Genomic DNA, 20,563 nt, shown 5'->3' on the forward strand with positions numbered 1-20,563 from the left:
ATATAGTAAGAAAAAAAAGGCACATGGTTCGCCTATTTTTAGACGATTCATGCACCTTTTTATTTTCGAATAAAGTTTTGAGTATAAAACTTATCGTACACCCCAACACCTAATCCAGTAAATTGCTCATTTAATAAATTTTTTCTATGACCTTCACTATTTAACCAGCCTTGTACCGCTGCAATTCCATCACTATGTTTCGCCGCTATATTCTCACCAGCAAGTTGAAAAGCTACTTGACCACGTTGCAGGCGATCTCCTAACGTACCAAAAGTAGGCGAGTCATGGGAAAAATAATTATTATCCTTCATATCTTTACTATGGCCAAATGCAACGTCTGCCGTTTGTTGATCCCACGTTAACAACGTTAATTCATGACGACTTCGAATAATATTTGTTAAATCTAGGATTTGCTGCATATTTCCATTTTCTACTTGCTTCATTTTTTCTGGAGTCAATGGTTGTTCCGCTATTAATTCTCCTGAATAAACAAGCTGATACGGTCTTTGGCGTAATAACGTTTCATCATCCATATAACGAACACCAACAAGCTCATGTGTAAAATGATCAAAGTATAATTGTGCCCATCCATCTTCTACAGGTATTAGTGGTTGTTCCATTACTTCTGTATCAGATAGCTCAAATTGATAACTATTTTTTCCTCTTTTTAATGAAATCTCATGTGAAATCGGATTCTTTTTATATACTTCTTCATACTTTTCATTTATATAATAAGGTGTCACCTTAACTTGTTCACCAGCAACATACGCCGTTACAACTTTACGTTCAGCAACTCCAAATTGAACATACTGATTTAAATCTTGATTATACACCCACCATTCATATCCATAAGCAGACGGCTCTATTCGAGACGGTTCGCCCCACTTTGCTAATAAATTTTCAGAGTCCCCACCAATCATATTTAAAACAGTGTCTGAGGTTTCTTCATTTATTTGCTTTTTCTTTTTCACAATTTTATTTTCTTGCTTAGAGTGAGATGGGGTTAATATATATTGCGAAACGAGTAATTTCCCGTATAAATCCACAGCTAAAATTAAAAATGTAATGATTACGATACGTAATACTTTTTTCAAACGATATACCTCCTGAACAAAACATAAAATTGAGATATACACAAATCCTTTTCTTTCCTTTTTGTGTGTACCGTACTCTTTTCACTATATCATATTTTCACGAAAAAAGTCTGGATTATCCCTTTTCTCTCAATATGAATTGCACTTTCTTATTATTCATACTATTATAAAAATAATAGTATGAATAATAAGAAGGAGGTATTTTATGCAATTTACAAATGCGAAGTTTAATGATGCAGTCGTAGATTTAACTCTTTTAACTGAAATCATGGAAAACAACCATTTTGTACTCGCTGGACAATGGGATTATGAACGCATTACATATGATTATAAATTTGAAATATTAAAGGATATTTATTATTTACGTGTACAAGGTTTTGCTGTTGACGGTGACATCGGCGGTAGACACGCTCAAGTAAAACTATTACCCCCCTTATTAGGAAAACATTATTATCCTCATGGCGTTGAATATGGTGATGATGAGATTTTCCCAACGAATGTACTTCAAAAAAGCGAACAACTCCTACAAAATATTGAAAAAGAATTGAAAGAACTTCAGATTATTGAATAACAAAAAACGAGGGCATCAATAAGATGCTCTCGTTTTTATTTTGTCTGCAAATAAGGGGGTAATTCTTGCAACTGCTCTTTATCCTTTTCACGCTCTCTACGTGCCCATTTAAAGAACACATAGCCGATAATCGTACCGTACACTATTTCCTGGACAATTTTCATAATGATACCGCCTGTTTGCTGGTCTTGTACTACCGGCATCCAATGTAAAAATTCTGGTCCGGTTATATTTAAATCTGATAAAGTACCCGCTGGTACACAAAGTTCCATCGCCTTCATCCAAGCGGCTGGATCCGTATATGTTGCAAATAATGGTGCAGTCGCAAAAATTATTAATGCACAAGCTGGTGTTAATAATATACCATTAGCAAACATGTAACCAAGCTTCTTTATATCACTTAACGTTTGATATTCCGGCAACGGATTCAGCATAGGCCACCACATCATTATTGCTGCAAAAAACAATATAGCAAGGCAAATAGGATGCGCTATTTGACTTTGTTTTACTGTATCAAAAACAACTGGCAAATGATAAAAGGAAAACAGACCGTTAAATACGAACAACGCAATAAGCGGCTTTGCAAAAACCTTTAGCACAATTTGAACGAACTTAAAAGAAGTAATATATTGATATAACCATACAGGTATACCAAGCAGTAATAACGGGGGAACTGCAATATACATTATCGCCATTTCGAACATATGCGCGCTAAATATAATATGACCAATTAAATCAATAGGTCCTCCCTTTACAAAATACAAGAGGACAATCCCAGTCGTAAAATAAAAAATTTGCTTCTTACTTACCTTCGTCGCATTTTCAAATCGCGTTCTATATGGTCCAATAATTAAAAAGTACCCAATAAGAATCGAAAGCATAAATAATAAAAAGATCGGACTCCATAGAGCTTGAAAACCAAATATCCACAAGTTACTCATTGTCACACCCACCTTCTTAAGGTTATCCTTTCACATAATGTGAAGAGGGAGCTGTGACAACACAAGCCCCCTTATTTTTCACTTTTCAAATCCACACGATCGTCATAAAAGCTAAAATTGTAATTAACCCTATTAACAGACCAGAATAAAGAAAGAAACTTGCCGCTTCATGTCCTTTATGACTCATATGCATAAAATAATACAATTGAAAAATTACTTGTACCACTGCTAATAGTAAAATAAACGGTACAGAGAAAGTCGGACTAAAAGTTTTCGGATATGCAACTGCTACAAATGCAACTAATGTTAAAAAAATCATTAATGCAAACGTAATAACTTGATGCCTCATCTCCTCCGCACTTTTTCTCTTCCGATAAACAAGATCAACTTTAGGGTTATTCGTTTGCTTTACGGCCATTGTTTATCCCACCATTCCCATTAAATATACTACAGTGAAAATAAACACCCAAACTACGTCAATAAAGTGCCAATAAATTGATGCAACATAAAACTTTGGTGCATTGTATAAATTTAAGCCTCTCTTCGCATTTCTAAAGATTAATGTTAAAATCCAACATAATCCAAACAACACGTGAAGCCCGTGTGTACCAACAAGAGCATAGAATGCAGAACCAAATGCACTACTTCTCATAGTATGCTTAAATTCATGCGTATAATGATAAAACTCATATATTTCAAACCCCAAAAATCCTAAGCCAAGCAACACTGTTACAAGTAACCAAAGTTGCATTTTCTTAAAGTTGAAATTTTTCATATGATACATTGCATATACACTCGTTAAACTACTTGTTAACAAAAGCATCGTCATGATGAAAACGAGTGGCATTTGAAACATCTCTTGAGATGTTGGTCCGCCATTTGTAGAGTTCTTTAACGCTAAATATGTGCCGAATAAGGAAGCGAACAACACCGTTTCGCCTCCAAGAAATAACCAAAAACCGACAAACTTATTTTTCCCCTCAAGGGTTGCTTTTTCAGGCTCTGCTGGAAATGTTTCATTCGTTAATTTTTCATCTACATGCATTATGCCTTGCCCCCCTTATCCTCTAAATCTTCTTTATGAATATGATATCCATGATCATCGACTACTGAGCGAAGGAACATTGTGCCAAATGTAATGATTAAACCAATAATTGCTACTAACAACCAAAACTTATCTTTTCCACCCTGCATATACATCGCACCAAACGCGGCTATAAATAAACCTAAAGAAATGATAAACGGTGAAAACGAAGGGTTTGGCATATGAATATCACCAACTGGTTCCGCAGCTGTCATCTCTTTATTACCCTCACGTTTTTCAATCCAAAACGGATCTAACCCGCGAACAAATGGTAATTGTTTAAAATTATATTCCGGTGTAGGTGCTGGCATTGTCCACTCTAATGTACGTGCATCCCATGGGTCACGACCAGCCTTCTCTTTTGACACTGTTGTTTTAATTACATTGAATAAAAGAACGATTGTGCCAAGAGCCATAAATACTGCTCCAATAGAACTAATCATATTCCCCATTTCTAATCCTTGTCCCTCTAGGTATGTGTAATAACGACGTGGCATACCAATTAATCCAAGGAAATGCTGAATAAAGAACGTTAAATGGAAACCGATAAAGAATAACCAAAATGTTATCTTTCCTAGCGTTTCATTTAATACCTTATTAAACATAAGTGGCCAATAATAATGTGCACCTGCAAGTAAACCAAATACAACACCGCCGACAATTACATAATGAAAATGTGCTACTACAAAATAATTATCATGAAATTGATAATCAGCTGGTGCAGATGCAAGCATAACGCCTGTAACTCCACCCATAACGAATGATGGAATAAAAGCTACTGCCCACATCATTGGTGTTGTAAACCTAATACTTCCACCCCACATTGTAAAGAGCCAGTTAAATATTTTAATACCTGTTGGAACTGCAATCGCCATTGTTGCAACTGAGAAGATAGCGTTCGCAACAGGACCAAGACCAACAGTAAACATATGATGCGCCCATACCATAAACCCTAAAAAGCCGATTAATACAGTCGCGAACACCATTGATGAATAACCAAATAATCTTTTTTTCGAAAATGTGGCGAAGATTTCTGAGAATATTCCGAAAGCTGGGAGTATAAGAATGTATACTTCTGGGTGACCGAAGATCCAGAATAAATGCTCCCATATAATTGTATTCCCGCCCAATGCCGGATTAAAGAAACTTGTGCCAAATAAGCGATCTAGCATTAAAAGACCTAATCCTACAGTTAATGGAGGAAATGCGAATAATATAAGTGACGATGTTACAAATGTTGTCCATGTAAACATTGGCATGCGCATATAGGTCATTCCTGGCGCTCGCATATTAATAATTGTAACAAGGAAGTTAATACCTCCAATTAATGTACCGATACCTGATATTTGCAAGCCGAGTACATAAAAGTCAACACCATGCCCTTTTGAGGCTAAAGCTAAAGATGCATACGATGTCCAACCTGCATCAGGTGCTCCTCCTAAAAACCAACTTAAATTTAAAAATACTCCACCAAAGAAAAATAACCAGAATCCGAGTGAATTCAAAAATGGGAACGCCACATCACGTGCTCCAATTTGAAGTGGTACTGCGGCGTTCATAAATGCAAACACGAGTGGCATAGCTGCGAGGAAAATCATTGTTGTACCGTGCATCGTTAATACTTGATTATAAGCATCCCCAACAAGAAAAGCATTGTTAGGAATCGCTAACTGAAGGCGAATAAATAGCGCTTCTATTCCGCCTATTATAAAAAACACTCCACCTGCAATTAAATAGAGAATGGCAATCTTTTTATGGTCTACTGTCGTTAAATAATCCCATATGACAGCACCCATCCCCTGTTTTTTTGCTACAGAACTCACGTTTTCAACCTCCCCTTCGCAAATGATCCCTCTTTACTTTTCAATCTTTAACGTTTGTAAATATGCATTTAATGCATTAATTTGATCATCCGTTAAGTTGCCATATTTACCAGTCATTTTATTACCTGGCTTCATATTTTCAGGATCTTTGAGCCATTTTTTTAAGTTCTCTTCATTGTTTTCGGCAATACCAGCAACTGTATCGCGATCTGCAAAGTTTGCTAGGTTCGGTGCGATACGAGCAGAAGGTGGTCTACTATCATTTGATCCAACCGCATGACAACCAATACAGCTTTTATTAAATATTTCTTGACCTTCTTGCGCCTTTGTAGAAGCTACTTCTTTTTTTCCATCAATCTTCTTCATATCAGCAAGCCATTTTTTGTACTCGCTTTCATCCAGAGCTTTCACTTTGAATTGCATTAAAGAATGTGATGGGCCACAAAATTCTGTACAAAAACCATTATAAGTGCCCGATTTATCTGCCTTTAACCACATTTTGTTTACATTATCTGTATTTGTATCCATTTTCCCAGCTAAAGATGGAACCCAAAACGAATGTTTAATATCGGCACCCTTCAAATTCAAATACACTTTCTTACCTGTGGGGATGACTAAATCTTGAGAAGTTACTATTTTTTCTGATTTGTAAGAAAATTCCCACCAATAAAGATTCGCTGTTACATCAACAACGATAGTATCTTTATCAATATTCTTTTTCTCCATCGCACTTACATCAGCAAGCTTGAATGTATATGTAACAGTCGGAACAGCCAAGATTAACAAAAGAATAATCGGAATAACTGTCCATATAATTTCTAGTTTGTGATTTCCTTCAACTTGCTCTGGAATATAATCTTCCTCACCCTTTTTTTGTCGGAAACGCACAATTACATATAAGAAAATAATAGTAACTACAAGTACTACTCCTATCATGATTGCACTCGCTAGTAAGAGCAAATCATATTGCATTTTTGCTACTTCTCCTTGCGGAATTAAAGTAGATTGAAAGGCTTTACCGCATCCCCCTAACAGTAAAGCCAGCAGTGAAACGAACGAAAGCAGTCGCCACTGTTTCTTCATACAAACAACCCCCACTTTCTTTGTGAATTAGATTGTACTTTATAGTTAAGTAAAGTAAATCTCAACGTAAAGAAATCCAATCATGTCGTTGTCTTAGAAGAATGTAACTACAATCATTGACACAAATAAGATTGTTAAGTAATTCAGGGAATAAACAAACATTTTTACGGACCATTTGATGTCATCTTGCTTACGGAAGCCATAAAACCCTAGTACGATCCATCCGATGTTAAGCAATGTTGCAATTACCATGAATGTTATTCCAAGCCCACTCATATAAAATGGTAGTGGTAATAAACATACTGTCCAAATCATAATCTGACGTTTCGTAATATCAAATCCCTGTACAACAGGAAGCATTGGGATTCCTGCATTTCGATATTCATCAACACGTTTCATCGCTAATGCGAGGAAATGTGGGATTTGCCAAATAAACATAATTAAAAATAACATCCAAGCAATTGGATGATTTAAAGACGGATCAATTGCCGCCCATCCAATTAAAGGTGGAACTGCTCCTGATATACTACCTACAACAGTATTTAATGTATATTTTCTCTTCGTCCATAACGTATATAAAACAACGTATGTGAAGGCACCAATAAATGAGATGAATACTGCCATTGGTGTAGTAAGTAATAAAAATGCAAATCCAAGTAGTAAAATTACAAGTCCAAATGCCAGTGCAAATCCAGGTTTATATTTACCTGTTACCGTTGGACGGTTTTTTGTTCTTTCCATTAATGGATCGATATCTCGGTCAATGTAGTTATTTAAACAACATACCCCTGCCATAATTAATGCAGAACCAACGATTGTGAAAAACAGCTTATCTAGATGGTCCATAACACTTAATCCATTAAAATGTAAAGCCAGCCAAAATCCTGTAAATACAGTAAGTGTATTTGAGTTTACAATCCCCATTTTAACGAGTGCTGATAAATCTTGTAACCGAGTTGTTTCCGGTACACTTGAAACAGCTGACTCATCATGCAGCTCACTTGTTGCATGGTTCATCACTTTAACCCCCTCTTAAACCTATCATCTTTCTTAGCTTTTATTTCATATGAAATATTTCGCTTTATATAGCAATATTATTACAGTAGAAATATTGTTAACCCATTCTACTACTAATCTACGCCCATACTCCAATATATTAAATCATATTTCCCGAACTTTTTGTGAAAAAAACATGAACTTTTTGTGTCGAACATTAAAAAACTTTATTCTACTCTATCCTTATCATAACACGATGTTATCTTCTATAATAAACTATTTTGTCATATTTAGCATATATTCTCCCTATTTCTTTTTAAAATCGCCTTATTTTCACCTAAAATATGTATGTTAATTCCCATTTTTTCCTTCGCGATACGTACATTGCCCTCACCCTTCATTTCTTTGCTATTTTATTATTTTTTATATATCATAGGACTGTAGCACGTTTTATTCTATACATAATGGAATGAAAATATTTCGCAATAACTTCATAGCAGAAAGATGGTGAAAGAGATTGCAACGCTTTATTAAATGGTTAGCAGTCATTACAAGTCTCGATTTACTAATAGTTTTACTAGGAGGCGCTTTAGTTACAAAAACAGGGTCTGGCCAAGGATGCGGTAAATCATGGCCACTTTGTAACGGTGAATTGATTCCATCTAATTTATCAATGGAAACTATTATTGAGCTAAGTCACCGCCTTACATCAGGATCGGCAGGAATCCTTGTTACTCTTCTTTGTATTTTGTCCTGGAAATATTATAAACATGTGCGCGAAACAAAGACGTTAGCAATTTTATCCTTCGTATTTTTAGTAGCCCAAGCATTAATGGGAGCGGCGGCAGTTGTTTGGGGACAAATGCCTGCTGTATTAGCTATTCACTTTGGTATTTCCTTAATTTCATTTGCTTCTGTTATCTTGTTAACGTGTCTTATTTTTGAAATTGATCAAAAATTCGATGCACGTTCTCTTATTATGGACAAAAAAATGAAATTTCATATTTACGGTGTAACAATTTACAGTTATATCGTTGTCTACACAGGAGCTCTAGTACGTCACGAACGAGCGAGCTTAGCCTGTCCAGACTTCCCTTTATGTAGCAAAAATAGACCTATGCCAACTCAACTACATGAGTGGGTTCAAATGGGACATAGAGTTGCAGCGATGTTAATTTTCGCTTGGATACTATATGCGATGATTATCGCTATTCGCCATTACAAACAGCAACGTGTAGTATACTGGGGATGGATTATTTCATTTATCCTTGTTACACTTCAAGCTGTAGTGGGAGTTTTAGTCGTATTTACAAATGCTAGTTTATCAATGGCATTATTACATTCTCTCTTCATTTCTTGCTTGTTTGCTGTACTGTGCTATTTAGTTATGTTAGGTACAAGAAGTACGGTCAATGCAAAAGAAGCTGAATTGAATTCTAAGCAAAATAAAACAAAGTAAAACTTTAATCCCTTGCCAATTCGGCAAGGGATTATTTATACTAAAAAAAGAGCTGCTTTCACACAGCTCTTTTCTTTATTTTAGTGATCTAACTCAATGAGTAAGTCACCCGTTTGAATTGCATCACCATCATTAACATATACCTTCTTCACTTTACCATTGAACGGCGCTTGAACTGTCGTTTCCATTTTCATCGCTTCTGTAATTGCCATAGACTCGCCTTTTTTCACTTCATCGCCTTCTTTTACAACTACTTTAATAACTGTTCCTGGCATTGTTGCACTAATATGGTTTGGATTTTCACGATTCCCTTTCACACGTTGTGCAACTGTTGCTTTTACACTTTCGTCTTTCACAACAATCTCACGTGGTTGACCGTTAAACTCCAAGTAAAGTACACGGTTTCCATCTGGCTGAGGCTCCCCGATTGATACTAGTTTAACCATCAATGTTTTACCTTGTTCGATTTCCACATCGATTTCTTCACCTAGTCTCATTCCATAGAAGAATGTCGGTGTATCAAGCACAGATACGTTTCCATAAAGCTCAGCAACTTTTTCGTAGTCCATAAATACTTTTGGATACAACGCATATGCGACTACATCAAAAATCGTCACTTCGCGTCCAAGTTTATGGAATAACTCTTCTTGTAAAGCATCGAAATCTACTGGCTCTAATAATTCACCTGGTCTTACTGTTAATGGCTCTTTCCCTTTTAGAATTATTTCTTGTAATTTTTTCGGGAAACCACCATATGGTTGTCCTAAATCTCCCGAGAACATTTCAACAACAGATCCTGGGAAGTCCATAGAATGTCCACGCTCTAAAATATCTTGTTCTGTTAAGTGATTTTGAACCATAAATAATGCCATATCACCGACAACTTTAGATGATGGTGTTACTTTTACAATATCACCAAACATATCATTAACACGGCGATACATCACTTTAACTTCATCAAAGCGATCTCCTAAACCAACCGCTTTCGCTTGTTGTTGTAAATTACTATACTGTCCGCCTGGCATTTCGTGCATATATACCTCTGTGTGAGGTGCATTCATACCACTTTCAAACGGCGCGTAGTATTTACGTACATCTTCCCAGTAATGAGATAGTTTTTCTAATGAATCTATATTAACGTCTGGCTGTCTTTCGTTTCCGCCTAACGCATAGTATAGCGTGTTCGCACTTGGTTGTGACGTTTGACCAGCCATAGAACTTACTGCTACATCGACAATGTCAACACCTGCTTCAATTGCCTTCGTATACGTTAAAATACCATTTCCGCTCGTATCGTGTGTGTGCAGGTGAATCGGAATCGATACCGTCTCTTTTAATGCTGAAACTAGATCATATGCTGCATTTGGTTTTAGTAAGCCCGCCATATCTTTAATTCCTAAAATGTGAGCTCCTGATGCTTCTAACTCTTTTGCTAAGTTTTTATAGTAATTTAAATCATATTTACTACGTAACGGATCATGAATATCTCCTGTGTAACACATTGTCGCTTCTGCAATTTTACCAGTATCTCGTACAGCATCAATCGCAACTCTCATACCTTCTACCCAGTTTAAGCTATCAAAAATACGGAAGACATCAATTCCAGCTTGAGCAGAACACTCCACAAATTTTTGAATTAAATTATCTGGATAGTTTTTGTAACCTACTGCGTTTGAAGAGCGAAGTAACATTTGGAATAAAACGTTTGGCATTTTTTCACGAAGATCTAGTAATCGTTCCCATGGATCTTCTTTCAAGAAACGATATGCAACATCAAACGTTGCACCACCCCACATTTCCGCTGAGAATAAGTTTGGTAACATTCTCGCTGTCGGCTCTGCAATGTGATGTAAATCTTTTGTACGAACACGAGTTGCAAGTAATGACTGATGTGCATCACGGAATGTTGTATCAGTTAAAAGTACACGCTTTTGATCTTGTACCCACTTTACTAATCCATCCGCCCCACGCTCATCCAAAATTTGTTTCGTTCCATTTTGGATTGGCTCTGAGTGTATCACATTTGGTATACGAGCATCTGGGAAAATTGGTTTCTCTTTTTTCCCTACTCCTGGGAAGCCATTTACTGTTACTGTACCAATATAATTTAACATTTTTGTTCCGCGGTCTTTACGTTTCGGGAACAAGAATAGTTCAGGTGAAGCGTCAATAAATGAAGTGTCATATTCCCCTGATAAGAAGTTTTTATGTTTTACTACATTCTCTAGGAATGGAATATTGGTTTTAATACCACGAATACGGAATTCTTTTAAGTTACGTTCCATTTTTGCAGCGGCTTGTTCAAAAGTAAGTGCCCAAGTAGTAACTTTTACAAGTAAAGAATCGTAGTACGGTGTAATAACTGCACCTTGGAAACTATTACCTGTATCAAGACGAACACCAAAACCACCGCCTGATCGGTACGCCATAATTTTCCCTGTATCCGGCATGAAATTATTTAGTGGGTCTTCAGTCGTTACACGAGATTGGATTGCAAATCCATGCACAACCACTTCCTCTTGCTTAGGAACACCTACCATTTTACTATGTAATGCATGTCCATCAGCTATTAATATTTGTGATTGAACGATATCCACTCCTGTGATCATTTCTGTAATTGTATGTTCAACTTGAACACGTGGGTTTACTTCAATGAAGTAAAACTCATCACCTTTTACAAGGAATTCTACCGTTCCTGCGTTTAAATAGTTTACATTTTTCGTTAACTTAACAGCAGCATCACAAATACGTTGACGCAAATCATCTGAAAGCGATACACTCGGTGCGATTTCGACAACTTTTTGATGGCGACGTTGCACCGAACAGTCACGTTCGAATAAGTGAACAACATTGCCTTCTTCATCTGCTAAAATTTGTACTTCTATATGTTTAGGTTTTTCAACGAATTTTTCAACGTATACTTCATCATTACCAAAGGCCGCTTTTGCTTCTGATTTCGCGCGATTATACGATTCTCTTAATTCTTCACTAGCTCGTACTATACGCATACCTCGACCGCCACCACCAAGGGACGCTTTAATAATAATCGGGTAATCATACTTTTCAGCAAATTCTGCGACTTCTTCTAATGAATTTACTGGACCATCACTACCAGGAATAACTGGAATTTGTGCTAACTGCGCTTGTGTTCTTGCTTTAACTTTATCTCCAAACATATCTAAATGCTTACTTTTTGGACCAATAAAGATAATTCCTTCTTCTTCACAACGTTTTGCGAATTGAATATTTTCTGACAAGAAACCATATCCAGGGTGGATTGCATCTACATGATTACTTTTCGCAATCTCAATAATGCCTTCAATATCTAGATAAGCATCAATTGGTTTTTTCCCTTCCCCAACTAAATAGGACTCATCGGCTTTATAGCGATGATAAGAACCGCTATCCTCTTTCGAATAAATTGCAACTGTGTTTAATCCAAGTTCTGAACATGCTCGGAACACACGAATTGCTATCTCTCCACGGTTAGCTACCAATACTTTTTGAATACGTTGCAGCTTTGTCATGATTTTCCCCCTCTATTTTCCTACCACTCTAGAGATAAAATACATACACACTCTAAAGAGCGTGAAGTTCTTCACTTTCCACATTATATTATACTTAGAAAGCTTCACTTTATTTTTATCCATCATACCTTATTTTTCAACAAATGATAAGTTTTCTGATCAATTTGTTTCACAAAAACAGTATAGCATACCTCTTCCTTTTCTAACAACCTTATTGTATATCACATTAATTTTAATGTGATATATTTTTAATCAATATAACAAAATAGTATATCACATTAAAGTGAACGAAATAAAAAGCACACTGAGTTCTTCATCCCAGTGTGCTTTTTATTTTACAACAACAAGATGCGGTCCACCTTGTTCTCTTTCTTTAGTCATTTCGTTTTGTTGTTTCTCTTGTCGTTTTACATGACTAGCAATATTTAACAGTATACCCATTGCAAGCAGATTAGCTAATAAAGAACTACCACCATAACTTACAAACGGTAATGGTACCCCTGTAAGTGGTATTAACCCAGACATACCACCGACATTAATAAAAGTTTGAACTCCAAACAAACTTGCAATTCCAATTGCAATTAAACTTCCAAACGGATCTTTACACTTTTGTGCAATTCTAAATGAACGAATAATAATGAGTAGTAAACAGATTAAAATGACAGCTATACCTATAAAACCAAGCTCTTCAGATATAATTGCCATAATAAAATCTGTTTGCGGTTCTGGTAAGTATCCATATTTTTGTACACTATTTCCTAATCCTCGACCATTTAGCCCTCCTGAAGCAATTCCAATAAAAGAATTTATTAATTGGAACCCATCATTCTGAGGATCGTTAAATGGATCAAGAAAAACTGAAAAGCGAGCTTTTTGGTACGGACTTAACATATAATTCCCAATAAAATATAGCGCTGGAATCCATATTATAGACGTTAAGAGGAATCGCTTTATACTTAAATTAACATTAATTCCCGAGCAAAAGAACATAATCAGTACAGTTCCACCTATTAGTATATCAGTCCCTAAATCATTTTGAAGTAAAATTAACCCCATCGCTCCACCGACAACAGCTAGAGGAGGAATTATCCCTTGTACAAAAGCTGTTTGCGTTTCTTGTTTCTTAGCAAAAAAGTTTGCTAACGTAATAATAACCGTTATTTTCACAAACTCAGCTGGTTGTATACCTAATATCCATCCTTTTGCACCATTTACGTCCTTACCGAAAATCAAGGCTGCTAATAATAGACCAATACTCCCTATTCCCATTGCAATCAAAGCTATTCGCTTTCTCCACAACTTATAAGGAATAGAAACGATAATCGCTAACATTATCGTTCCAATAGCTAGAGCAATTAATTGTTTTTTAAAAAAGTAATTTGCTGGCCAGTTATGCCTCGAAATCGCAACAATGGAACTAGAACTATATACCATTATAACTCCCAGCACACATAAGATAACAAGAGGAAGTAACAATGAATAATCCATTGATTTCCATACTTTTTTCATTTCATTTCCTCTTTCTGTTTCAATTTAATTATTGTTGTATTCCATATGTATATAGGTTCTTCCTGCTTTATTATACAAATAAAAAGCCCAAACTATTTCAGTTTGAGCCCCCCTATTTGAACCCGTTATTGTTGTTTGTTTGTAAATGCTTCATGAAGTGCAGATAACTCACGTTCGAGCTCTCCTAACATTGCTTTCCCTTGTTCTTCTGCAATAAGACCAAGGCGAACTGCAAAATCGACCTCGCGGGATAGTCCAAACATTTGTGTGTCTAACACTTCTTCATATAATGGACATTGCGGCATTGTAAGATTGTCCATTTGCACCTTAATAAGTCTTAAGATTTTCTCCGCATCCGCTTGTAGAAGGGCTAGTGCCTTTTCCTGATGATTTGATACTGTCTCAGACGCCAAATTGATTCCCTCCGTTTCCGTCCTACTCTCACCTATCTATTAATATTAGCGATAGTTTTAATAAATTGCAATAGAAACATTTTTTGTGACAACAGTGTCTAATACTATTATACTGAAAAGTGGGAGTATAACACAAATGGGGGAACAACAATGAGCGAAATTTTATTTATTAATGGAAAAGTACGTTTTCCAATCACTATCGATCCAACTGTTTGGATTTTTGATGATCGAAAATTAGATTTGACAACTTACTTTGATGAAACTAGAGAAGAATCATCCGAATTAGAAACATACTTAAAACATACTTCAGAGCATTGGGATCGCGAAATCCGTGATGGCGCTGCCTTCCCGCCAATCCAACAAAGCGTAAAGAAATATAAAAAAGAACAGCTTATTAACGGAACATTTGGTATACCACTTCAGCCATTTCTTAAAAATGCTGAAATTTTAGAAGGTGCTACTCAAGTCGAAATTGAAACCACAGACAATTCGATTACACTCCCGTTAGAAACAGCCAATCAAGCAATTCTCGGTTTTTCAAAAGAAGGTAAACCATTAAGAGAAGACGGACCTGTTCATCTATATTTCCACGATGGATCTAATAAACAAAATCCGATTCGTAACATCCGTAAATTCACAATCATTTAAATTGTATAATTAAAAGACAAAAAAGGAGTGAGCTGAAGCTCACTCCTTTTTATAATAAATCCGCTGCTAGTTGAGCTAAATTAGAACGCTCTCCTTTAACAAACTTTACATGACCACTAATACGTTGCTCTTTAAACTTCTCTACAACATATGTTAAACCATTATTATATTCATCTAAATACGGGTGATCAATTTGCTGAGGATCTCCCATTAATACAATCTTACTTTTTTCTCCTACCCTTGTTAATATCGTCTTTACTTCATGCTTCGTTAAATTTTGTGCCTCATCAATTATAATGAACTGGTCTGGAATACTTCTCCCACGTATATAGGTAAGCGCTTCTACTTCAATCGAACCCATTCCAGCTAAAATTGCATCTAGCTCTCCAGGTTTTTTCGTATTAAATAAATACTCTAGATTATCAAAAATCGGCTGCATCCACGGTCTTAATTTTTCTTCTTTTTCTCCTGGCAAATAACCGATATCTTTTCCTACTGGTACGATTGGTCTCGCAACCAGTAGTTTTTTATATAATCCTAAATCTTCCGTTTGCATGAGCCCCGAGGCTAATGCAAGTAATGTTTTTCCTGTACCAGCTTTCCCGGTCAACGTTACTAGCGGAATATCTTCCCGAAGCAACAATTCTAATCCCATAATTTGCTGCACGTTTCGTGGGCGTATCCCCCACACTTGCTCATTGTGAAAAATAAGTTTCTTTACCTTCTTACCTAAATGATCCACAATCCCAAGTGCAGAACTAGAGCCCCCTAGTGCATCTTTCATTACAACAAACTGATTTGGATAAAAAGGATGATTTGCGATTTCAGATAAAGGTAGCTCACCTTTTTCATAAAAATAGTCTAACTGTTCTTTTGATATATACCCTTCTAAAAATCCTGAATATATATTTTCCACTTCAATTACTCGATCACTTAAATAATCTTCGGCCTGTAATCCGATTGCATCAGCTTTTACCCTTACGAGTACATCTTTACTTACTAAAATAACTGATTTCCCGTCCTCTTTTTCTTGCTCTTCTAAAGATAGGTTTTTCGCTACAGCTAAAATTCGATTATCATTTGTTTTTTCTACAAAAATATCTTGTAGTTGAACAAATGAGCGATGATTTAATTCAATACGAAATGTACCACCATTTTCTAGCGAAATACTTTCATGCAGCTTTCCTATTTCACGAAATTTGTCTATTAACTTAGACACATAACGAGCATTTCGTCCTACTTCATCCATATAACGTTTTTTCGAGTCAACCTCTTCTAATACAACTGCTGGAATCACTACTTCATTTGTTTCAAATGAAAAAATAGATAAAGGATCCTGCAAAAGTACATTCGTATCTAACACATAAATTTTATCCAACCTGTTACCCCCTGACTCCACTTTTAAATTTGTAGAACAAGGGTTTCATCCATAAAATATGGACGAACCATTGTTATAATTATATGTAACGTATAAACGAGGTAGAATCGAAATTCATAGAAATTAAACCTTTTCTTTATTTTTTATTCATTTCTATTCAATATATTACTTTTAATTATTATTTTTCACATTAAATCACAATACTCGATTACAAAAGTTAATGAACGACTTTCCTATTCATCCCATTTATAATTCTTTCATTCCTACCAACACTTGATTATCCAGCTTTTTCGCAGCTCGAAGATCATATGTTTTTTCATATACTGGTTCTGTAGCAAGTTTCGCTCCATAAAACATAACATCACGAACTTCTTGCACATTCACTTCTATTACAGCTAATTTTAGAGGAATCCCTTCCATTCTATCTGTTAAAATGTTACCTTCACCACATATGGAAAATACGGATTCATTCGCCATTATAGTCAATACTACCCCTATATTGCGCCGTATATTTTCCACAATACGTGAGCGTTGATCTACCGCAAATCGAATACTAGTTTCACTCACTGCATATACCCAAGAAATAGCACTTACGTTAGGAATTTGTTTTTCGAAATCTGTCGTTGCTACCATAACGATACACTCTTTACGTAACGATTGTACTAAATCATCTGTCAATGTAGGCTCTACTACATTCGCCATATCTCCACCTCCAAATAATCTTTCTATATCCCTATCATAACTTATTTTTCGAATTGCGAAAATATTATTTTTTCCCGCTATTATTCAAAAACATTATACTTCCATGATATACTTATACTGATAGAATTCGTATTGAGGTGACGAAATGAGAGTCAGATGTATGATTTGTGATAAAAAAGATATGTTAGATGACGAAAATCCTATGGCAAAAAAATTGCGTAATCGCCCTATTCATACATATATGTGCATGGAATGTACGGAACGCATTGCAGAGCGTACTATGGAACGCCATGCAAGTGGTAATTTCCGATTATATCGTGATAAAAAAGTAGAAGACGATTGGTAAACCGTAAATAAGTCCTTAATCATATAGATAAGGACTTATTTGTATTTTTCTGGTTCACGATTCATCTGATCCAAAAAACAATCAATTGCTTCTACTGGAAATCTTGCACACCTTATTTCTCCATCAATTTCATATGTAATTAAATACATTTCCTCGTTCTTTTCCACTTCTACATTTCGTAATTTATGCTCTTCATATATCATATTTCGAAATAATACATACGTTTCTTGTGCAGCGCTATCATCTGGACGCGCTTCCGCAACAGTTTTAATTGTTAACCAATTATATAGTGCATCTTGTACCGAGCGCATGAAGCTCCCCCTTTTCACCCTGCTTTTTGTTGTTTCACTTGACGTAAACGTAATCTATAAATTCCAAGTACAATTGCCGCTACAACAAGCCCCTCCCCCACAGGTAAAAAAACTGCAAAGAACGTTAAAACCGTACATCCAATCGCTAATGATATATATATCACTATATTTTTTATTATCGACAGTTTTCTTGCGAATCCCAAGTTATACACAAGCGCACTTAATATAATAATGATGCCATACAGTAACCACATCCCTAGTTCTGGATTTTCGTCAACTTTACACAATTTCGCAAAAAACGACATTCTTTCTAACACTATTTATCCCCCTTCTCATAAAAAAATAAAATCACTTTATGTACTTAATACAAGAGTAACCCGCGAAAAAAATACTGTCCACAAAAAAGAGTAAATATTCTAAAAAATACACACGATAAAAAAACAGCTACCTTTATTAAAGGTAGCTGTTCTATTATTTTACGCTTCTACAGATTTCTTTTTCTTAGCAGCTCTTTCGCGCTCGCTCTTATCAAGAATCTTTTTACGTAGACGAATTGATTCTGGAGTTACTTCACAGTACTCGTCTTCGTTTAAGTACTCTAATGACTCTTCTAAAGTCATTAAGCGTGGTTTTTTCATTGTTGAAGTTTGATCTTTCGTCGCAGAACGAATGTTAGTTTGTTGCTTCATTTTTACAACGTTAACTGTTAAATCATTTTCACGTGTATGTTCTCCGACAATCATACCAGCATATACTTCTGTACCTGGTTCAACGAAGATTACACCGCGATCTTCAACTTGCATAATACCGTATTGTGATGCTTTTCCTGTTTCAAGTGAAACTAGAACACCTTGGCGACGTCCACCAACTTGTCCAGCATGTACTGGTTGGTAGCAATCGAATGTATGGTTTAAAATACCGTAACCACGAGTTAATGTTAAGAATTCTGTTGTGTAACCAATTAAACCACGTGCTGGAACCATGAAAGTAAGGCGAACTTGACCGTTTCCGTTATTCACCATATCTAACATTTCACCTTTACGAGCACCCATTGATTCCATAATAGAACCAGTATATTCTTCAGGCACATCGATTTGCACGCGCTCTACAGGCTCACATCTTACGCCATCAACTTCTTTAATAATTACTTCAGGCTTAGATACTTGTAGTTCATAACCTTCACGACGCATGTTTTCAATTAAGATAGATAAATGTAATTCTCCGCGTCCAGATACGATCCATGCATCAGGAGAATCTGTATTATCTACACGCAAACTTACATCTGTTTCTAATTGTGAACGAAGACGCTCTTCAATTTTACGAGATGTAATGAATTTACCTTCACGACCTGCAAATGGGCTGTTATTTACAAGGAATGTCATTTGTAATGTTGGCTCATCGATACGTAATAATGGTAAAGCCTCTTCATGCTCAACCGGACATACCGTTTCACCTACGTTAATGTCTTCCATACCTGAAACAGCTACTAAATCTCCAGCTTTTGCTTCTTCAATTTCTTGACGTTTTAATCCAATATAACCAAATAATTTAGTTACACGGAATTGTTTTACACTTCCGTCAACCTTCATTAATGCAACTTGTTGTCCTACTTTCATTGTACCACGGAATATACGTCCAACCCCGATACGACCAACATAGTCATTGTAATCAAGAAGCGCTACTTGGAATTGAAGTGGCTCTTCGCTGTTATCAACTGGTGCTGGAATATGTTCAATGATTGTGTCAAACAATGATTTCATATTCTCTTCTTGATTTGCTGGATTTGAATCTAAGCTTGCTGTTCCGTTCATTGCTGATGCAAATACAACCGGGAACTCTAATTGATCTTCGTTTGCACCAAGTTCGATGAATAAGTCAACTACTTCATCAACTACTTCATCAGGGCGAGCGAAGTCACGGTCAATTTTGTTTACAACAACGATTGGCGTTAAGTTTTGCTCAAGAGCTTTCTTTAAAACAAATCGTGTTTGTGGCATACAACCTTCATATGCATCAACAACAAGTAGAACTCCATCAACCATTTTCATGATACGTTCTACTTCTCCACCGAAGTCAGCGTGACCAGGTGTATCTAAAATGTTAATTCGTTTATCTTCATAGTGAATCGCCGTATTTTTTGCTAAAATTGTAATACCGCGTTCTCTTTCTAGATCATTCGAATCCATTGCACGTTCTTCAACGTGTTCGTTTGCACGGAAAGTCCCCGCTTGACGTAATAATTGGTCAACAAGTGTTGTTTTACCATGGTCAACGTGGGCAATAATTGCTATATTTCGTAAATCTTGTCGTTTTTTCAACATGTCCAACTCCTAATGTCTTTTTAATCCTTCTCTATTATAAGAGCGAAGGGGATACTATGGCAATCAAAATAAAATCAAGAATGAAAATATAGTTGTATTCTTACTTTTGTGAAAGTAAAATGAGATTGGAGGGTGAAGAAATGGAACACATTCAATATCGCTTTTTATTAACTGCAATTATCGGTGTTATTTTCTTAATTGGTATCGGTATTATGATTGCTGAAAATAGTCCCATCGGTGTTATCATTTGCATTATCGGCACATTTGTTACAGTTGGATACGGTTTTGTAACAAAAAGAAAAATGCGTAAATCGCAATAACGTTAAAAAGTAAGAAGCTTCTTTTATAGCCTCTTAC

The 20,563-nt window shown here is 35.9% G+C and carries 20 protein-coding genes; 5 read left to right on the plus strand and 15 right to left on the minus strand.

The genetic code is table 11. The features are described 5' to 3' along the window. Positions 1-59: 59 nt before the first annotated feature. Entirely contained in the window at positions 60-1,094 is a 1,035-nt protein-coding gene (locus BAQ49_RS20680; protein ID WP_071746857.1) for a CAP domain-containing protein, read from the minus strand. A 205-nt stretch (positions 1,095-1,299) separates the two neighbouring features. On the opposite strand from BAQ49_RS20680, the gene BAQ49_RS20685 reads away from it, so the two are divergent. Then, a complete protein-coding gene (locus BAQ49_RS20685) occupies positions 1,300-1,665 on the plus strand; it encodes a YugN family protein (protein ID WP_071746858.1) in 366 nt (121 codons plus the stop codon). 35 nt (positions 1,666-1,700) lie between these two features. Here the strand turns inward: BAQ49_RS20685 and ctaG are convergent, their stop codons facing one another. From ctaG to ctaB, 6 genes are all read right to left on the minus strand, one after another. After that, the gene (gene ctaG / locus BAQ49_RS20690; protein WP_071746859.1) at positions 1,701-2,606 is read right to left on the minus strand and encodes a cytochrome c oxidase assembly factor CtaG; all 906 of its coding nucleotides are present in this window, start codon (positions 2,604-2,606) and stop codon (positions 1,701-1,703) included. 85 nt (positions 2,607-2,691) lie between these two features. Further along, the gene (gene ctaF, locus BAQ49_RS20695; protein ID WP_071746860.1) at positions 2,692-3,024 is read right to left on the minus strand and encodes a cytochrome c oxidase subunit IVB; all 333 of its coding nucleotides are present in this window, start codon (positions 3,022-3,024) and stop codon (positions 2,692-2,694) included. A 3-nt stretch (positions 3,025-3,027) separates the two neighbouring features. Beyond that, positions 3,028-3,651 (minus strand): cytochrome c oxidase subunit III, encoded by a 624-nt coding sequence (gene ctaE / locus BAQ49_RS20700; RefSeq protein ID WP_000557861.1) that lies wholly within the window; start codon positions 3,649-3,651, stop codon positions 3,028-3,030. Beyond that, positions 3,651-5,486: a cytochrome c oxidase subunit I gene (gene ctaD, locus BAQ49_RS20705; protein WP_175472357.1), complete on the minus strand. Its 1,836-nt coding sequence runs from the start codon at positions 5,484-5,486 to the stop codon at positions 3,651-3,653. The genes ctaE and ctaD overlap by 1 nt, the downstream gene beginning before the upstream one ends. Positions 5,487-5,546: 60 nt before the next feature. Further along, the gene (gene coxB, locus BAQ49_RS20710; RefSeq protein ID WP_071746861.1) at positions 5,547-6,596 is read right to left on the minus strand and encodes a cytochrome c oxidase subunit II; all 1,050 of its coding nucleotides are present in this window, start codon (positions 6,594-6,596) and stop codon (positions 5,547-5,549) included. 93 nt (positions 6,597-6,689) lie between these two features. Further along, positions 6,690-7,613, minus strand: coding sequence for a protoheme IX farnesyltransferase (ctaB, locus tag BAQ49_RS20715; RefSeq protein ID WP_071746862.1), 924 nt, complete (start codon positions 7,611-7,613; stop codon positions 6,690-6,692). Between the two features lie 496 nt (positions 7,614-8,109). Here ctaB and ctaA point away from each other — a divergent pair, with 496 nt between their 5' ends. Then, complete coding sequence (ctaA, locus tag BAQ49_RS20720; RefSeq protein ID WP_071746863.1) at positions 8,110-9,051, plus strand: heme A synthase; 942 nt, start codon at positions 8,110-8,112, stop codon at positions 9,049-9,051. Positions 9,052-9,131: 80 nt separating this feature from the next. On the opposite strand, the gene pyc is transcribed toward ctaA, so the two are convergent. The 3 genes from pyc to BAQ49_RS20740 all read right to left on the minus strand — a co-directional run bounded on the left by pyc (position 9,132) and on the right by BAQ49_RS20740 (position 14,500). Further along, a complete protein-coding gene (gene pyc, locus BAQ49_RS20725; RefSeq protein ID WP_071746864.1) occupies positions 9,132-12,578 on the minus strand; it encodes a pyruvate carboxylase in 3,447 nt (1,148 codons plus the stop codon). Positions 12,579-12,908: 330 nt separating this feature from the next. Then, positions 12,909-14,087 carry a putative lipid II flippase FtsW gene (ftsW, locus tag BAQ49_RS20735; RefSeq protein ID WP_071746865.1) on the minus strand — a complete coding sequence of 393 codons (1,179 nt, stop codon included), beginning with the start codon at positions 14,085-14,087 and terminating at the stop codon, positions 12,909-12,911. Between the two features lie 125 nt (positions 14,088-14,212). Next, on the minus strand, positions 14,213-14,500 hold the full coding sequence (locus BAQ49_RS20740; protein ID WP_000135698.1) for an Fpa/YlaN family protein: 288 nt from the start codon (positions 14,498-14,500) through the stop codon (positions 14,213-14,215). 150 nt (positions 14,501-14,650) lie between these two features. Between BAQ49_RS20740 and BAQ49_RS20745 the strand changes: the two genes are divergently transcribed. Then, positions 14,651-15,148, plus strand: a complete 498-nt coding sequence (locus BAQ49_RS20745; protein WP_071746866.1) for a hypothetical protein — start codon at positions 14,651-14,653, stop codon at positions 15,146-15,148. 49 nt (positions 15,149-15,197) lie between these two features. Here the strand turns inward: BAQ49_RS20745 and BAQ49_RS20750 are convergent, their stop codons facing one another. Next, the gene (locus tag BAQ49_RS20750; protein ID WP_071746867.1) at positions 15,198-16,526 is read right to left on the minus strand and encodes a PhoH family protein; all 1,329 of its coding nucleotides are present in this window, start codon (positions 16,524-16,526) and stop codon (positions 15,198-15,200) included. 246 nt (positions 16,527-16,772) lie between these two features. Further along, positions 16,773-17,228, minus strand: a complete 456-nt coding sequence (locus BAQ49_RS20755) for a PNPOx family protein (RefSeq protein ID WP_071746868.1) — start codon at positions 17,226-17,228, stop codon at positions 16,773-16,775. Positions 17,229-17,373: 145 nt separating this feature from the next. On the opposite strand from BAQ49_RS20755, the gene BAQ49_RS20760 reads away from it, so the two are divergent. Beyond that, a complete protein-coding gene (locus BAQ49_RS20760; protein WP_002094429.1) occupies positions 17,374-17,574 on the plus strand; it encodes a YlaI family protein in 201 nt (66 codons plus the stop codon). A gap of 35 nt (positions 17,575-17,609) precedes the next feature. On the opposite strand, the gene BAQ49_RS20765 is transcribed toward BAQ49_RS20760, so the two are convergent. The 3 genes from BAQ49_RS20765 to typA all read right to left on the minus strand — a co-directional run bounded on the left by BAQ49_RS20765 (position 17,610) and on the right by typA (position 20,206). Then, complete coding sequence (locus tag BAQ49_RS20765) at positions 17,610-17,885, minus strand: hypothetical protein (protein ID WP_002033723.1); 276 nt, start codon at positions 17,883-17,885, stop codon at positions 17,610-17,612. Between the two features lie 14 nt (positions 17,886-17,899). After that, complete coding sequence (locus tag BAQ49_RS20770; RefSeq protein ID WP_071746869.1) at positions 17,900-18,202, minus strand: YlaH-like family protein; 303 nt, start codon at positions 18,200-18,202, stop codon at positions 17,900-17,902. Between the two features lie 159 nt (positions 18,203-18,361). Next, the gene (gene typA / locus BAQ49_RS20775) at positions 18,362-20,206 is read right to left on the minus strand and encodes a translational GTPase TypA (RefSeq protein WP_071746870.1); all 1,845 of its coding nucleotides are present in this window, start codon (positions 20,204-20,206) and stop codon (positions 18,362-18,364) included. A 140-nt stretch (positions 20,207-20,346) separates the two neighbouring features. On the opposite strand from typA, the gene BAQ49_RS20780 reads away from it, so the two are divergent. Then, complete coding sequence (locus tag BAQ49_RS20780) at positions 20,347-20,526, plus strand: DUF5325 family protein (protein WP_071746871.1); 180 nt, start codon at positions 20,347-20,349, stop codon at positions 20,524-20,526. Positions 20,527-20,563: the final 37 nt, after the last annotated feature.

Origin of the sequence: Bacillus proteolyticus, assembly GCF_001884065.1 — a bacterium.
In the GTDB taxonomy this organism is placed as follows: Bacteria; Bacillota; Bacilli; order Bacillales; family Bacillaceae_G; genus Bacillus_A; species Bacillus_A proteolyticus.

Coding starts and splice junctions, on each gene's coding strand:
- BAQ49_RS20685 (WP_071746858.1), top strand. CDS start 1,300: ATGCAATTTACAAATGCGAAGTTTAATGATGCAGTCGTAGATTTAACT.
- ctaG (WP_071746859.1), bottom strand. CDS start 2,606: ATGAGTAACTTGTGGATATTTGGTTTTCAAGCTCTATGGAGTCCGATC.
- ctaF (WP_071746860.1), bottom strand. CDS start 3,024: ATGGCCGTAAAGCAAACGAATAACCCTAAAGTTGATCTTGTTTATCGG.
- ctaE (WP_000557861.1), bottom strand. CDS start 3,651: ATGCATGTAGATGAAAAATTAACGAATGAAACATTTCCAGCAGAGCCT.
- ctaD (WP_175472357.1), bottom strand. CDS start 5,486: ATGGGTGCTGTCATATGGGATTATTTAACGACAGTAGACCATAAAAAG.
- coxB (WP_071746861.1), bottom strand. CDS start 6,596: ATGAAGAAACAGTGGCGACTGCTTTCGTTCGTTTCACTGCTGGCTTTA.
- ctaB (WP_071746862.1), bottom strand. CDS start 7,613: ATGAACCATGCAACAAGTGAGCTGCATGATGAGTCAGCTGTTTCAAGT.
- pyc (WP_071746864.1), bottom strand. CDS start 12,578: ATGACAAAGCTGCAACGTATTCAAAAAGTATTGGTAGCTAACCGTGGA.
- ftsW (WP_071746865.1), bottom strand. CDS start 14,087: ATGAAAAAAGTATGGAAATCAATGGATTATTCATTGTTACTTCCTCTT.
- BAQ49_RS20745 (WP_071746866.1), top strand. CDS start 14,651: ATGAGCGAAATTTTATTTATTAATGGAAAAGTACGTTTTCCAATCACT.
- BAQ49_RS20755 (WP_071746868.1), bottom strand. CDS start 17,228: ATGGCGAATGTAGTAGAGCCTACATTGACAGATGATTTAGTACAATCG.
- BAQ49_RS20760 (WP_002094429.1), top strand. CDS start 17,374: ATGAGAGTCAGATGTATGATTTGTGATAAAAAAGATATGTTAGATGAC.
- BAQ49_RS20765 (WP_002033723.1), bottom strand. CDS start 17,885: ATGCGCTCGGTACAAGATGCACTATATAATTGGTTAACAATTAAAACT.
- typA (WP_071746870.1), bottom strand. CDS start 20,206: ATGTTGAAAAAACGACAAGATTTACGAAATATAGCAATTATTGCCCAC.
- BAQ49_RS20780 (WP_071746871.1), top strand. CDS start 20,347: ATGGAACACATTCAATATCGCTTTTTATTAACTGCAATTATCGGTGTT.